The organism is Sphingomonas sp. (assembly GCF_040398505.1).
In the GTDB taxonomy this organism is placed as follows: domain Bacteria; phylum Pseudomonadota; class Alphaproteobacteria; order Sphingomonadales; family Sphingomonadaceae; genus Sphingomonas.
Map to the genome: position 1 here is coordinate 1 of NZ_JBBATX010000055.1, position 11,162 is coordinate 11,162.

General features: G+C 62.0%; 12 protein-coding genes and 1 pseudogene. 7 read left to right on the forward strand and 6 right to left on the reverse strand.

Translation table 11 applies throughout. The features are described from left to right. The first annotated feature begins 143 nt into the window (after positions 1-143). Complete coding sequence (locus tag ABWP09_RS08510; protein ID WP_353204715.1) at positions 144-362, forward strand: SDR family NAD(P)-dependent oxidoreductase; 219 nt, start codon at positions 144-146, stop codon at positions 360-362. After that, positions 319-894, forward strand: a pseudogene (locus tag ABWP09_RS08515) (SDR family oxidoreductase). The gene ABWP09_RS08510 and the pseudogene ABWP09_RS08515 overlap by 44 nt, the downstream one beginning before the upstream one ends. Before the next feature lie 110 nt (positions 895-1,004). On the opposite strand, the gene ABWP09_RS08520 reads toward ABWP09_RS08515, so the two are convergent. Genes ABWP09_RS08520 through ABWP09_RS08535 form a run of 4 tightly spaced genes read right to left on the reverse strand, consistent with a single transcriptional unit; the run spans position 1,005 to position 3,950 of the window. Then, positions 1,005-1,526 (reverse strand): VOC family protein, encoded by a 522-nt coding sequence (locus tag ABWP09_RS08520; protein WP_353204716.1) that lies wholly within the window; start codon positions 1,524-1,526, stop codon positions 1,005-1,007. 13 nt (positions 1,527-1,539) lie between these two features. Next, complete coding sequence (locus ABWP09_RS08525; RefSeq protein WP_353204717.1) at positions 1,540-2,319, reverse strand: SDR family oxidoreductase; 780 nt, start codon at positions 2,317-2,319, stop codon at positions 1,540-1,542. 25 nt (positions 2,320-2,344) lie between these two features. Beyond that, entirely contained in the window at positions 2,345-3,163 is an 819-nt protein-coding gene (locus tag ABWP09_RS08530) for an SDR family NAD(P)-dependent oxidoreductase (RefSeq protein WP_353204718.1), read from the reverse strand. A 4-nt stretch (positions 3,164-3,167) separates the two neighbouring features. Then, on the reverse strand, positions 3,168-3,950 hold the full coding sequence (locus tag ABWP09_RS08535) for an SDR family NAD(P)-dependent oxidoreductase (protein WP_353204719.1): 783 nt from the start codon (positions 3,948-3,950) through the stop codon (positions 3,168-3,170). A gap of 149 nt (positions 3,951-4,099) precedes the next feature. Here ABWP09_RS08535 and ABWP09_RS08540 point away from each other — a divergent pair, with 149 nt between their 5' ends. Continuing rightward, positions 4,100-5,518 (forward strand): aromatic ring-hydroxylating oxygenase subunit alpha, encoded by a 1,419-nt coding sequence (locus ABWP09_RS08540; protein ID WP_353204720.1) that lies wholly within the window; start codon positions 4,100-4,102, stop codon positions 5,516-5,518. After that, entirely contained in the window at positions 5,511-6,293 is a 783-nt protein-coding gene (locus tag ABWP09_RS08545; RefSeq protein WP_353204721.1) for a ThuA domain-containing protein, read from the forward strand. Before ABWP09_RS08540 ends, ABWP09_RS08545 begins: the two co-directional genes overlap by 8 nt. Here ABWP09_RS08545 and ABWP09_RS08550 read toward each other — a convergent pair. Beyond that, positions 6,268-7,446, reverse strand: coding sequence for an acyl-CoA dehydrogenase family protein (locus ABWP09_RS08550; protein ID WP_353204722.1), 1,179 nt, complete (start codon positions 7,444-7,446; stop codon positions 6,268-6,270). The two genes, ABWP09_RS08545 and ABWP09_RS08550, sit on opposite strands and share 26 nt — an antisense overlap. 115 nt (positions 7,447-7,561) lie before the next feature. On the opposite strand from ABWP09_RS08550, the gene ABWP09_RS08555 reads away from it, so the two are divergent. Beyond that, positions 7,562-8,335, forward strand: coding sequence for a helix-turn-helix transcriptional regulator (locus ABWP09_RS08555; RefSeq protein WP_353204732.1), 774 nt, complete (start codon positions 7,562-7,564; stop codon positions 8,333-8,335). Here ABWP09_RS08555 and ABWP09_RS08560 read toward each other — a convergent pair. Beyond that, the gene (locus ABWP09_RS08560; protein ID WP_353204723.1) at positions 8,332-9,957 is read right to left on the reverse strand and encodes a GMC family oxidoreductase; all 1,626 of its coding nucleotides are present in this window, start codon (positions 9,955-9,957) and stop codon (positions 8,332-8,334) included. The genes ABWP09_RS08555 and ABWP09_RS08560 overlap by 4 nt on opposite strands. Positions 9,958-10,096: 139 nt before the next feature. On the opposite strand from ABWP09_RS08560, the gene ABWP09_RS08565 reads away from it, so the two are divergent. Continuing rightward, positions 10,097-10,492, forward strand: coding sequence for a Zn-ribbon domain-containing OB-fold protein (locus ABWP09_RS08565; protein ID WP_353204724.1), 396 nt, complete (start codon positions 10,097-10,099; stop codon positions 10,490-10,492). Next, positions 10,489-11,162 (forward strand): thiolase family protein (locus ABWP09_RS08570; RefSeq protein WP_353204725.1); only part of this gene is annotated, 674 nt, incomplete at its 3' end. The genes ABWP09_RS08565 and ABWP09_RS08570, both read left to right, overlap by 4 nt.

Below are 11,162 nucleotides of genomic sequence, written 5' to 3' on the forward strand. Positions count from 1 at the left end.
AGCCTGTCCAGATTTGCCGAGCCACCTCTAAGTATGTGTCTGCTATACCCTTAGAAACAAGCGTGAACAGACGCCGCTGGTACTTTGCACAGGTGTCGGACGTGCCCGGCGCGCGTTGAGAGCGAGGAGAGAGGAATCAGAACATGACCGGCAGGATAGAGGGCAAGATAGCACTGGTGACAGGCGCCGCGTCGGGACTGGGCGCGGCAATCGTCCGCCGGTTTCATGCGGGAGGTGCCGCCATCATGCTTGCTGATATCGACGAAGCTCAGAGCACGATACTGACGCGATCGCTTGGATTAATTCGTGCAGCTGGACGTGACGTGCGAGGAGGATTGGATCGCTGCCTTCGCTGGGGCTGATTTACGCTATGGTCGTATCGACATATTGGTCAATTGCGCGGGGATTACGACCTACGGGTCGGTCAAGGAAGTGACACTCGACGCGTTTCGGCACGAAATAGACGTCGATCTCGTCGGCCCGTTCCTCGGCTGCAAGCATGCCGTGCCGGTGATCAAACAGCACGGCGGATCGGTCATCAACATAGCCTAGATGGCAAGCATCCGGGCGGAGCATTATCTGTGCGCCCACAAAGCCGCCAAGGCAGGCGTGACGCACATGACCAAATCGATCGCGCTGCATTATGCACGGAGCGGTTACGGCATCCGCTGCAATTCGGTGCACTCCGGTGTCATCGACACACCCATACTCGACAAGGTGCTGGCGCAGTCGCAAGACCCGGACGCGCTTTACGCCGAATGGCTGGCGCTGCACCCGATCGGCCGTATCGGTCGGCCGAAGGAAGTCGCGGCACTCTGGCTGTACCTCGCCAGCGACGAAAGCGCGTTCGCGACAGGGGCGGAGTTCATGCTCGACGGCGGGTTTTCGTTGTAGGTCTATCCATCACCCCGGCCGCAGAGCCGGGGTCCAGCTTTTCTTCGTCCATCGCCGGAAAGCTCGAGGGGCGGGACCCTGGCTCGATAGCCGCCGTGATGATATGTTTTCTATACTGAGCGTTGCCGCTCGATCCCGCGAATATCGGCGCATTCGTGGATTTCGAGGATCTCGAACACATTACCGAAATAGTCGCGGCAATAGATGCCCGCGTAGCCATGCTTGACACCGTCGACGTCGGTTGTGATCGCTTCCATCACGGGCGGGGCGTGGACCTGCAGTCCTTCCGCCAGAATGCGGGCATGGACGGCAGCAACGTCTTCCACCTGTTGCGCAAGGTGCGAGTAGCCATATTCGCGGACTCCGCGCCTCGGGTCGAGCACCGCTTGCTTCGGTGCGCTATATTCGAAAGCCTCGCTCTGCACGTTGCCGAGGCGGCAGAAGAATTGCCGCGCAGCGCTGCCTTTCAGCCCAACGGCCGCGTCGATGAAGGGATTGTTCGCCCATTCGAGCGGCGGCACGTCTTCCAACGCACCAAGAAAATCGACGTAAAAGCGCCGCGCGAGCGCGAGATCGGGCACGGGGACGCCAATATGCTGGATGCTTATCACGCCGGCCAGGGTCGTCGCCATCGCGCTTCTCCCGTCAGACTTGCGAAAAACCGCCGTCCATCACCAGTTCGTCGCACGTCATAAAGCTCGACGCCTCGCTCGCGAGGAAGACGACGCCGCCTGCAATTTCGTCTGGCCGACCGAGCCGCCCGATCGGATGCGCCTGCACGACGCCCGCCAGCGCTACCTCGCGCGATGCGAGGCCGCCAAGCTCGACATAGCGGTCGATGATCGCATCGAGCATCGGTGTGTCGATGCCGCCGGGATGCACCGAATTGACCCGGATATTATACTTCAGTGCTGCGAATTCCGCGCCGAGGCATTTCGAGAGCATCTTGATCGCCGCCTTGCTCACGCAATAGGCGCTGTTGAACGCTGCCCCCCTCAGGCCGCCGACGCTGGAGAAATTGATGACCGAGGCGCCGCCTTTGCGCGCCCTACCTCCGACTTTCAGCAGATCGAGCATGATCTGCGTGCCGATGATCGCAGAATCGACGTTGATCGCGTTGACACGGTGGAAATCGGCGAGCGGCGTATCCTCGAAGCGGGTGACGATCGAATAGCCCGCGTTATTCACCAGCACATCCAGCTGGGCGTAGGTTTCGCGCACGAGCGCTTCGACCACCCGCCAGTCGGACTCGCTGACCACGTCATGTTTGATGTAATGGTCCGCGCCCTCGATCTCTGCCGTGTCAAGCAGGTCGGTGGCGATAACGGTCGCGCCCGCCGCCTTCATCGCCTTGACAATTTCGCGCCCAATCCCGCCTGCGGCACCCGTGACGACGGCGATGACGCCGGGAAGTGCGATGGTCATGACGCTGTCCAGTCGAAAAAGATGCTCATTGCGCTGTCCAGCCGCCGTCGATCACCAGCTCCGCACCGGTCATGTACGAACTGTCGCTGCTGGCGAGGAAAAAGGCGGCGCTGGCGAGTTCGGACGGATCGGCAAGGCGGCCCATCGGCGTCTTCCCCGCTACCATATCGACTAGATCTTGGGGCTTTTCGGCAATCCCCTTGTCAACCCAGCGCTGGAATCCAGCGGCGAGCAACGGGGTGGTGACGAAGCCGGGGTGCAGCGAATTGGCGCGTATCGGCATGCGCTTTTCGGCGAACTCCAGCGCGATCGATTTGGTGAACAGCCGCACCGCGCCCTTGCTGGCGTTATAGCCCGACACTTCGCTCATCCCGACCAAGCCCATGATCGAACTGACGTTTATGATCGAGGCACCGCCGGGCAAACCCGCACCGCTTTTCTCCATCAACGGCACGAACGTGCGGGTGCCGAGGAACACGCCGTCGACGTTAATACTCATAATCCTGCGCCAGCCTTCCAAGCTGGTGGTGGCGACGGGACCGGTCAAGTCGATCCCGGCATTGTTGACGAGGATGTGGAGCTTGCCGTGCTGCTGTTCCACCGTGGCCAGCAGCTTCGCCCAATCCTCCTCGTTGGTGACATTGGCGCGGACATAGCTGGCCGCCTGGCCAAGCCGCGCGAGCGTGGCGGTGGCGAGGTCGCTCTCCGGCGCTTCAAGATCGGTAAGGACGACTTGCGCCCCTTCGGCCAAAAAGCGCTCGACGCAGGCGAGGCCGATGCCGCGCAAACCGCCCGTGACAAGCGCGACGCGGCCTTGCAGCCGGTGCGAACCCAGATTGTCCATTGCGCTAAACTCCGTTCATGCCGGCAGTGCTGGCACCGTCCATGGTAAATTCACTGCCCGAACAGAAACGGGATTCGTCGGAGGCGAGCCAAGCGACCATCCCGGCGACTTCCTCGATGGTCGCCATGCGCCCCATCGGCGACAGGCCTTCATACGCCGCGCGGGTGGCGACCGGATCGCCCGATTTGTCGATGAGCCCGCGGATCATCGCCGTCTCTACCACGCCCGGCAGCACGGCGTTGACACGGATCTGGTATTTGCGGTTGCCCGCATGCACTGCTGAAGATTTTACCAATGCAACGACTGCGGCCTTGGACACCGAATAGGCAAGAAAATTGCCCATCGCCCGGTGTGCGTTCATCGAGGAATTGACGATGATAGAGCCCGTGGACCCATCCGGATTCTTCGCCATCGCGCGCATGGCGTGCTGCACCGTCAGCATCGCGCCGGTCAGGTTCACGCCGATGACGTTGTTCCAGCCGTCGATGGTAATGTCCTCGACCGAAGCGTCACCGCTTTCGGTGCCGGCATTCGCAAAGGCGATATCGAGGCGTCCGTGATGGGCGATGATCTCAGCCATCAGCCCGTCCCATGCGGTGGCGTCCGTCACATTGTGGCGGATGAACGCTGCGCCGGTTTCCATAGCGACCGTGTCGGCGGCGGACTGGTTCGATCCGGTGAAAACCACGATCGCGCCGTCGGCGCGTAAGCGCCGGACGGTGCCGGCACCGATGCCGGAGGTTCCGCCCGTGACCAATGCGACTTTGCCTTGCAGGCGCTGTTCCACACCACTCTCCCATGATTTGCGCTTTGTACTTGCATGGCCGATCCAGCAGGTTCGGCACACCTATGACTTGAGCAAGGTGACATCAGGGTTCCGCTAGGTCAGAACCATTAAAAAGAGCAAAATCGAGCGTACTTTGGAGATGATCTGAAATGGCCGACCAGGACCCGAACATCGCGCCGAAACTGGGTGAGGATCGCAGCGAGGGCATTAGCTGGGCCGAGCTGATGGCGACGGATTCGCGCGCTCCCCCGTCGATGCTCACCGAGGAAAGCTACACCTATCGCGGATCGGACCCGATTCCCGCCGCGCGTTACACCAGCGAGGCCTTCGCCGCCCTGGAGCGCGAGAAGATGTGGCCCTACGTTTGGCAGTTCGCTGCGCGCGAAGAGGACCTGCCCGAGCCGGGTGACTTCATCGTCTATGAAAATGCGGGACGCTCATATCTCGTCTCACGGCAGGACGATGGTTCCATCCGCGCGATGCACAATGTCTGCCTCCACCGAGGCCGCAAGCTGCGTACCGAAGAAGGCAATGCGGACAAGTTCGCCTGTCCGTTCCACGGCTTTGCGTGGAACAAGGACGGCAGCTTCAATTCCATGCCGTGCCAGTGGGATTTCCCGCACCTGACGGCGCAAGGCCTTGCGCTGCCCGATGCCGAGGTTGGCCGCTGGGCGGGTTACGTGTTCATCCGCGAAGAAAAGGGCGGGCCGAGCCTCGAAGAGTTCCTCGCGCCACTGCCTGACCATTTCAAGCGATGGCGACACGAGGAATGCGCCTCCGTCATGCGCGTGGCGAAGGAAGTTCCCGCCAATTGGAAAGTGACGATGGAGGCCTTCATGGAGGCTTGGCACACGATCGTCACGCACCCGCAATTATTGCCGTTCACCGGTGATTCTAATTCCGCCTACTGGACGTGGGGCGATAATATCAACGTCAACCTCGTACCGTTCGGCGTAATGAGCCCGCATATCTGCGACAGGCAGGGTGAACAGTGGGTCGTCGATGAATTCATTAAGTATAATGGCCGGTCAGCCGATAATTACGGAGAAGACTTGCACGATAATCCGATGGCGATCAAGGTACCGGAAGGCATTACTGCACGTGCCGCGCTGGGAGCGGCGATGCGTAAAGCCTATACCGAGAGCACCGGCTACGACCATAATGACGCGACCGATGCCGAATTGCTCGACGCGCTTGTCTATAACGTCTTCCCTAATTTCGCGCCTTGGGGAGGATACATGCCCAACATTGTCTATAACTGGAAACCGGGGAAGACGCCCGATACCTGCATCATGGAAGTGCGCGTGCTCGCCCGTATTCCCAGGGGCCAGCCAATCCCGCGCGGGGCGCCACTCAAGTTCCTAACGCTCGACCAGAAATGGACCGAAGCACCTGAGCTGGGCATTCTGGGCGATGTATTCGAGCAGGACATGGACAATTTGCCGTTCGTGCAGGAAGGTCTGCACGCCTCCAAAACCGGCCAGATCCAGCTCGGCAATTATCAGGAAATCCGCATCCGCCAGTTCCAAGATACGATGATGAAATACATCGAAAGCGCGCATGCCTGAGGCGGCGGGCGATACCACTGCGAGCCACCCGCCGCGCATAAACTGCGTCTTGGTGTGCGGCGGTGTGTGGCACGACATGGATTACGCGCGGCTGGAGCTACTGAAGCTGCTTGCCGAAGACCCCGCCGTCCGCACTCGCGTGTTCGAAAATTACGAGACAATCGACGCGCTGAGCGAAGCCGACATCCTCATCACCTATACCTGCGACGTGACGCCATCGCTCGCCGCGCAGGAAGCGTTGCGCGACTGGCTAGCGGCGGGCGGTCGCTGGTATGCGCTGCATGGCACAAACTCGGTACTGCGCCTGCTGGAAAGCGGCGTCTGGGACGCGCCGCGCTGGGCGCCCCTGTTCATGGATCTGCTCGGCACGCAATTCCTGTCGCACCCGCCGATCGCGCCCTACACCGTCACCGTCGCCGATCCAGGTCATCCGCTGGTGGCGGGCATCGAGCCGTTCGATACGACTGACGAGCTGTACCATATGGAGCGGCACGGCCATCTGCATGTGCTGCTCGAAACCGAATGTGCCGAAGAAGGTACCGGTTTCGCCGAAGCCGCCGATGCTCCGGGCAGGCACCCGGTGATGTACATCAAACAGCACGGCCATGGTGCCGTCCTCTACAATACGCTTGGGCACTGCCGCGGGCATTACGATCTGCAGCCGATGCTCGACTGGTGGCCGACGGTCGATCGTTGCGCGTGGGACTTGCCAGTGTTTTACGATCTTCTGCGGCGCGGCATCGGCTGGATCAAAGCGCGAGATCGTATTCGATAGGGCCTTCTGCCGCTGCAAAGCGATCGAGCGTCGCCAGCGGCGATTCCGGCCAACGCGACAGCATGAGCAGCCGCATGTGCCCGGCTCCTATCGCGAGCTCGTCGGTAACGCCCATGCCACCGTGAAACTGGATCATTTCATGGCCCAGCTCGACCGACACCTCGGCGATGTAAGCGCGGGCGCCGTACACGGCCCGCGCGAATGCAGCAGGTTCGGCAGATACGAGCGCAAGGTTGATGAGCGCCCTGCTCTGCTCGATTGCGGCATATTGCGTCACCATCCGGTGCTGGATAGCCTGAAACGAGCCGATCGGAGCGCCGAACTGGGTACGGGTGCGCAGATAATCGGTCGTGTCGGCGAACAGGCGACGCATGATCCCCAAAGCCTCGGACGACCGCGCGAGCGATGCGAGAAGCTCGATTTCAGTTAGGCGGGCAAACCCGCCGTTCAGACGAGCTGCGATGGGCACGGCCATGTCGCTGAAGTGCAGCTTGGTGGCATAAGTGCCGTCGATCATCGGCCAGTCTTTGATTGTGAGCTCCGGCGTCTCGGCAGGTACCAAATAGAAGTCCACGCCGTGCGGGTCGTCCGGCGTGCCGCTCGACCGGGCGGATACGATATAGGCGTCAGCCCCGCTCCCGGTAATGCAAAACGGCTTCTCGCCGTCCAAAATGACCATATTTCCGTTGGAGCGCGCGGTGGAGCGTACCCAACAAGCGCCGTCGCGATAGTCACGCTCGGCATGCGCGAGCGCGACACGCTTGTCGCCGCTCACCAGCGCGGCGGCCCAATCCTCGCGCAGCTCCTCTCCTGCCCCGGCGAGAAGCAGGCGGCCAGCCAGCACGATTGCTTCGGCTACCGGCTCGACCACGAGGCCGTAGCCCAGCGCCTCGCACATCGTTGCGATGCCTGTGGCGCCGATGTCAAACCCGCCATGCTCCTGCGGTAACGGAGCGGCGAGCAGCCCGATCTCTCCGAGCGTACACCAGTTCGCGACGGAGAAGCCCGGCGCCTCGGCTTGGAAGCTCCTGCGGCTTTCGTGGTCGTAATGGTCGCGGACGAAACGCTCGGCGACTGCCTTAAGCATCTCCTCGTCTTCGGTGAGGTTGAAGTTCACGATCCGCTCCCCTTGATTAACCCCCACTACCATCATGCGGCGCTCCGATACCGCTGGGCAAAGTGTTAGGCAGCAAAACCGCCGGGGCGGGTCCAGTCGTGATTGCCCCGCCTGCGCGGGACAGGTACACGCGTCCGATAAGGGGATCGACATGCAATTGTTATCTCAAGAAAAGATCAATGCAGTGCGAGTTACCTCCCCGCAAAAGATCAAGTCGGCCGCCGAGGCGTTGCACGCGATCGCGCAGGAATGCGGCATGCGAGTCGCGCCGGCGCATGACCTCGCCGACAAGCGGACTCCGGTGGATGCCGAGGGCAATATGCTCGCAACGTCGGTGTTCGGCTGGTCCGACGAGGATCGGGTGTGGTGGCAGAACTCACGGATCGCACTGGACTCGCCGCTCACCACTGCCTGCCGGTTCGAAAGCCAGCCGTTCTGGGCGAATGCGGAAGGTTTTCGCACGCGGGAGAACAATCCCTATCTGCGATCGATCGATGTCGCCAAATTCGAGCAGCGCGCCATGACGAAGGCGGCCATTGTGGTGCCGGTGCATCTGCCGTTCGGGCAGATTGGCGCGGTTAGCTTCAATCCTGTAGACCGCACCAAGACCGATCTTACCGATGATTTTAACGCGATGTCGGACGCGTTCGGTCTGTACGCGCGCACTTTCATCGCCACCTATGTGCAGGTGATGGGGTCGATGCAGGCACTGCCGTCAGGCTCACGGCTATCAAAACGCGAGGTCGAATGCTTGCGCTGGGCCGCGATCGGCAAGACCGATATCGAGATCAGCCTTATCATGTCGCGCAGCCGCGCCACGGTGCGGTTCCACATCCACAATGCCGCGACCAAGCTCAACGCGGTCAACCGCAGCCAGACCGTCTTCAAGGCTGCGCAGCTGGGCTATATCTCGCTGCACACTTAAACGCGGTCTTCCAGAATCATCGCGGCGCCGCGCAGGCCGAGCGCCATCGCCGGGGCATTGGTGTTGCCAGTGACGTGGCCCGGCATGACCGAGCAATCTGCGACCCGCACGCCCTGCACGCCGTTCACCCGCAGCCGTGGATCCACGACCGCAAGCGGATCGCTGCCCATCCGGCACGACCGGATCGCGTGCAGGCCGCACGTCGATAGCCGACGAAAGCTTGCGAGAATCTGTTCGTCCGTCTGTACTCTCGGCCCAAGCGTGCCTTCCTCGCCGATCATGTCTCCGAGCGGCGGTGCCATCATGAACGCGCGCATTCGCCGGATGAGCGCGACGGCGGACCTGCGATCATGCTCGGTCGTCAGGAAGTTGTGGAGCATTGTAGGCAGGCTGTCCGCCGTCGGGCCCACAGCCCTCACCGAGCTCTCGCTGGTGAGGCGCAAGAGCTGGCCGTAGATTGTCACGCCCGGACGCGGATCGATTTTGTCGAGCGGCACAGGATTGTTGTCGTCGCCAACCTTGAAGGTGTAACCGCCGAGATAAAATTGGGCGTCAGTGCGTCCATCGGGGTGCGCAACATTGCAGAACGCGCCGACCTCGAACGGGCCGGTCGCCATAATCCCGTCGCGCCGGACAAGATAGCGCAACATCGCGAGCGCCGCGCCAACGCCGAAAAAGCTGCGATTGGTGCCCTTGCCGCGCACAAGGCGGTACGGCAGCGAGATTGCGAGATGCTCGATCATCCGTTCCCCGACGTCGGGCGAATGAACAAGCGGCGTGATCCCCGCCGCTTGTAGCCTCGTGGTATCGCCGATGCCGGAGCGCTGGAGAAGCAGCGGGCTCTCAATCGCGCCCGCGCTCACGATGACTTCTCCCACGCAGTCCAGCCGCACCGGCATGTCGTTGGACACGGCCTCGACCCCCACGGCGCGTGTGCCGTCGAACATGATTCGCTGCACCGTTACGCCCGTCATCACGGCAAGATTGGGGCGCCCCGTCGCGCGTGCGAGGTAGGTTCGGGCGGACGACTCGCGTTTGCCGCCGCGGATGTTGTGGCTGTAGAGGCCGACCCGCGGGCCAGTGGCACCGTTCAAATCATCGACCCGCTGCATGCCGATCGCGGCGCCACTCTCTATCATCCTATCGGCCAGCGGATAGGTGTGGCAGGCGGGATCGACTCGCACCAAGCCACCCGCACCCCGCATGTCGGAAGGGCCTGCCGCGTGATCCTCCAGTTCCAGGAAGGCGGCGGCCATGCTTGCGCCGTTCCAGCCCGTCGCGCCGTGTTCCTGTTCCCAAGCGTCATAATCAGCCGGTTCGCCCCGGCTCCAGATCATGCCGTTGATTGAGGAGGAGCCGCCCAGCCCCTTGCCGCGAATCCAGACTTCACCGCCCGCTGACGCACTCTCTTCGCGCGGCTGTTGCACGGGATACATCCACATATGCTCGGGCTTTTGTACAAGCTTCGCCACGCCTTTGGGCAGCGTCACCCAGAAGCTGTCGTTGCGGCCGCCGGCCTCAAGCAGCAATACATCGGAACGGCCATCCGCGCTAAGCCGCTCCGCCAGCACGCAACCGGCCGATCCCGCGCCGACGATGATATAGTCCCAGACTTTCGACATGATCGCATCCTCTTCCGGCAGAGGTGGCACGACCTAGTAGTTTGTCCACCCTAGCGTTTTGATGAGTCACGAAACCGACGCGGGCGCGCCTAGATAATAGGCAGGAAAACTGGATAAAGATGTCTGGGGCGGGATCAACATGCGTGCGATTGCCGAAGTTCTGTTCACCGAAGAAGCGCCGCCACGGCTGATCGGCGGACGCGAGCGGGCATCAGGCCGGATCGTGTTCCCCTGCCCGCCAGGCGATGCTTTTGAGCCCTTTCCGCTTGCGCGCGATGGCGTGCTCTGGTCATGGACGGTACAGCGCTTCCGCCCGAAGACGCCACCTTATGCCGGGCCCGATGCGTTCGAGCCGTGGATCGTCGCCTATGTCGAGCTGCCGGGGCAGGTGATCGTCGAGGCGCGGCTTGTCGACTTGGCTCCAGAGGATGTCCGCATCGGCATGAGCGTGCGGCTGGTGCCGGTGCCGCTCGATCCGCAGGCTGCCGATCCCGTGTTCATCCCCGCTTTTGCCTCCAAGGGACACGTGACATGAGCGACGTCTGCATCGTCGGCATCGGTATCCACCGCTTCGGTCGGACGGAAGGGCTGTCGGGCTTGAATCAAGGCGTCTTCGCCGTCCGACAGGCGCTGGGCGATGCCGGTGTTGCCTGGGAAGACATCCAGTTCGCTTATGGCAGTTCCGACGCGGCCGGGAACCCGGACAGCATGGTCAGCCATCTCGGCATGACCGGCCTCCAGTTCATCAACGTCCGAAATGGCTGCGCGGCGGGGGGATCGGCATTGTTCAGCGCGCAGATGGCGATCAAATCGGGCGAGTTCGATCTCGGTGTTGCGATCGGTTTTGACAAGCATCCGCGCGGCGCCTTCAATGCGCTCCCGGCCGAGTACAATTTGCCCGACTGGTATGGCGAGGCAGGCTATATGGTCACGACGCAATTCTTTGCGGCGAAGATCATGCGTTATATGCACCTGTTCGGCATCTCCCGCGAAACGCTGGGCAAAGTGGCTGAAAAGGCATTCCGTAACGGCGTGCACGCGTCGCATGCTTGGCGGCGGGAGCCTGTCGCGCTCGACGTCATACTGGCAGCGCCGATGGTGTCGGACCCCTATTCTAAGTTCATGTTCTGCTCGCCTGCGGAAGGTGGAGTGGCGCTCATCCTTGCGAGCGAGAAGAAAGCGCGCGAACTCGGCAAGCCGCTGAT

What these genes read in the sequence shown, in the direction of transcription:
- ABWP09_RS08510 (WP_353204715.1), top strand. Translation starts at nt 144, where the DNA reads ATGACCGGCAGGATAGAGGGCAAGATAGCACTGGTGACAGGCGCCGCG.
- ABWP09_RS08520 (WP_353204716.1), bottom strand. Translation starts at nt 1,526, where the DNA reads ATGGCGACGACCCTGGCCGGCGTGATAAGCATCCAGCATATTGGCGTC.
- ABWP09_RS08525 (WP_353204717.1), bottom strand. Translation starts at nt 2,319, where the DNA reads ATGACCATCGCACTTCCCGGCGTCATCGCCGTCGTCACGGGTGCCGCA.
- ABWP09_RS08530 (WP_353204718.1), bottom strand. Translation starts at nt 3,163, where the DNA reads ATGGACAATCTGGGTTCGCACCGGCTGCAAGGCCGCGTCGCGCTTGTC.
- ABWP09_RS08540 (WP_353204720.1), top strand. Translation starts at nt 4,100, where the DNA reads ATGGCCGACCAGGACCCGAACATCGCGCCGAAACTGGGTGAGGATCGC.
- ABWP09_RS08545 (WP_353204721.1), top strand. Translation starts at nt 5,511, where the DNA reads ATGCCTGAGGCGGCGGGCGATACCACTGCGAGCCACCCGCCGCGCATA.
- ABWP09_RS08550 (WP_353204722.1), bottom strand. Translation starts at nt 7,446, where the DNA reads ATGATGGTAGTGGGGGTTAATCAAGGGGAGCGGATCGTGAACTTCAAC.
- ABWP09_RS08555 (WP_353204732.1), top strand. Translation starts at nt 7,562, where the DNA reads ATGCAATTGTTATCTCAAGAAAAGATCAATGCAGTGCGAGTTACCTCC.
- ABWP09_RS08560 (WP_353204723.1), bottom strand. Translation starts at nt 9,957, where the DNA reads ATGTCGAAAGTCTGGGACTATATCATCGTCGGCGCGGGATCGGCCGGT.
- ABWP09_RS08565 (WP_353204724.1), top strand. Translation starts at nt 10,097, where the DNA reads ATGCGTGCGATTGCCGAAGTTCTGTTCACCGAAGAAGCGCCGCCACGG.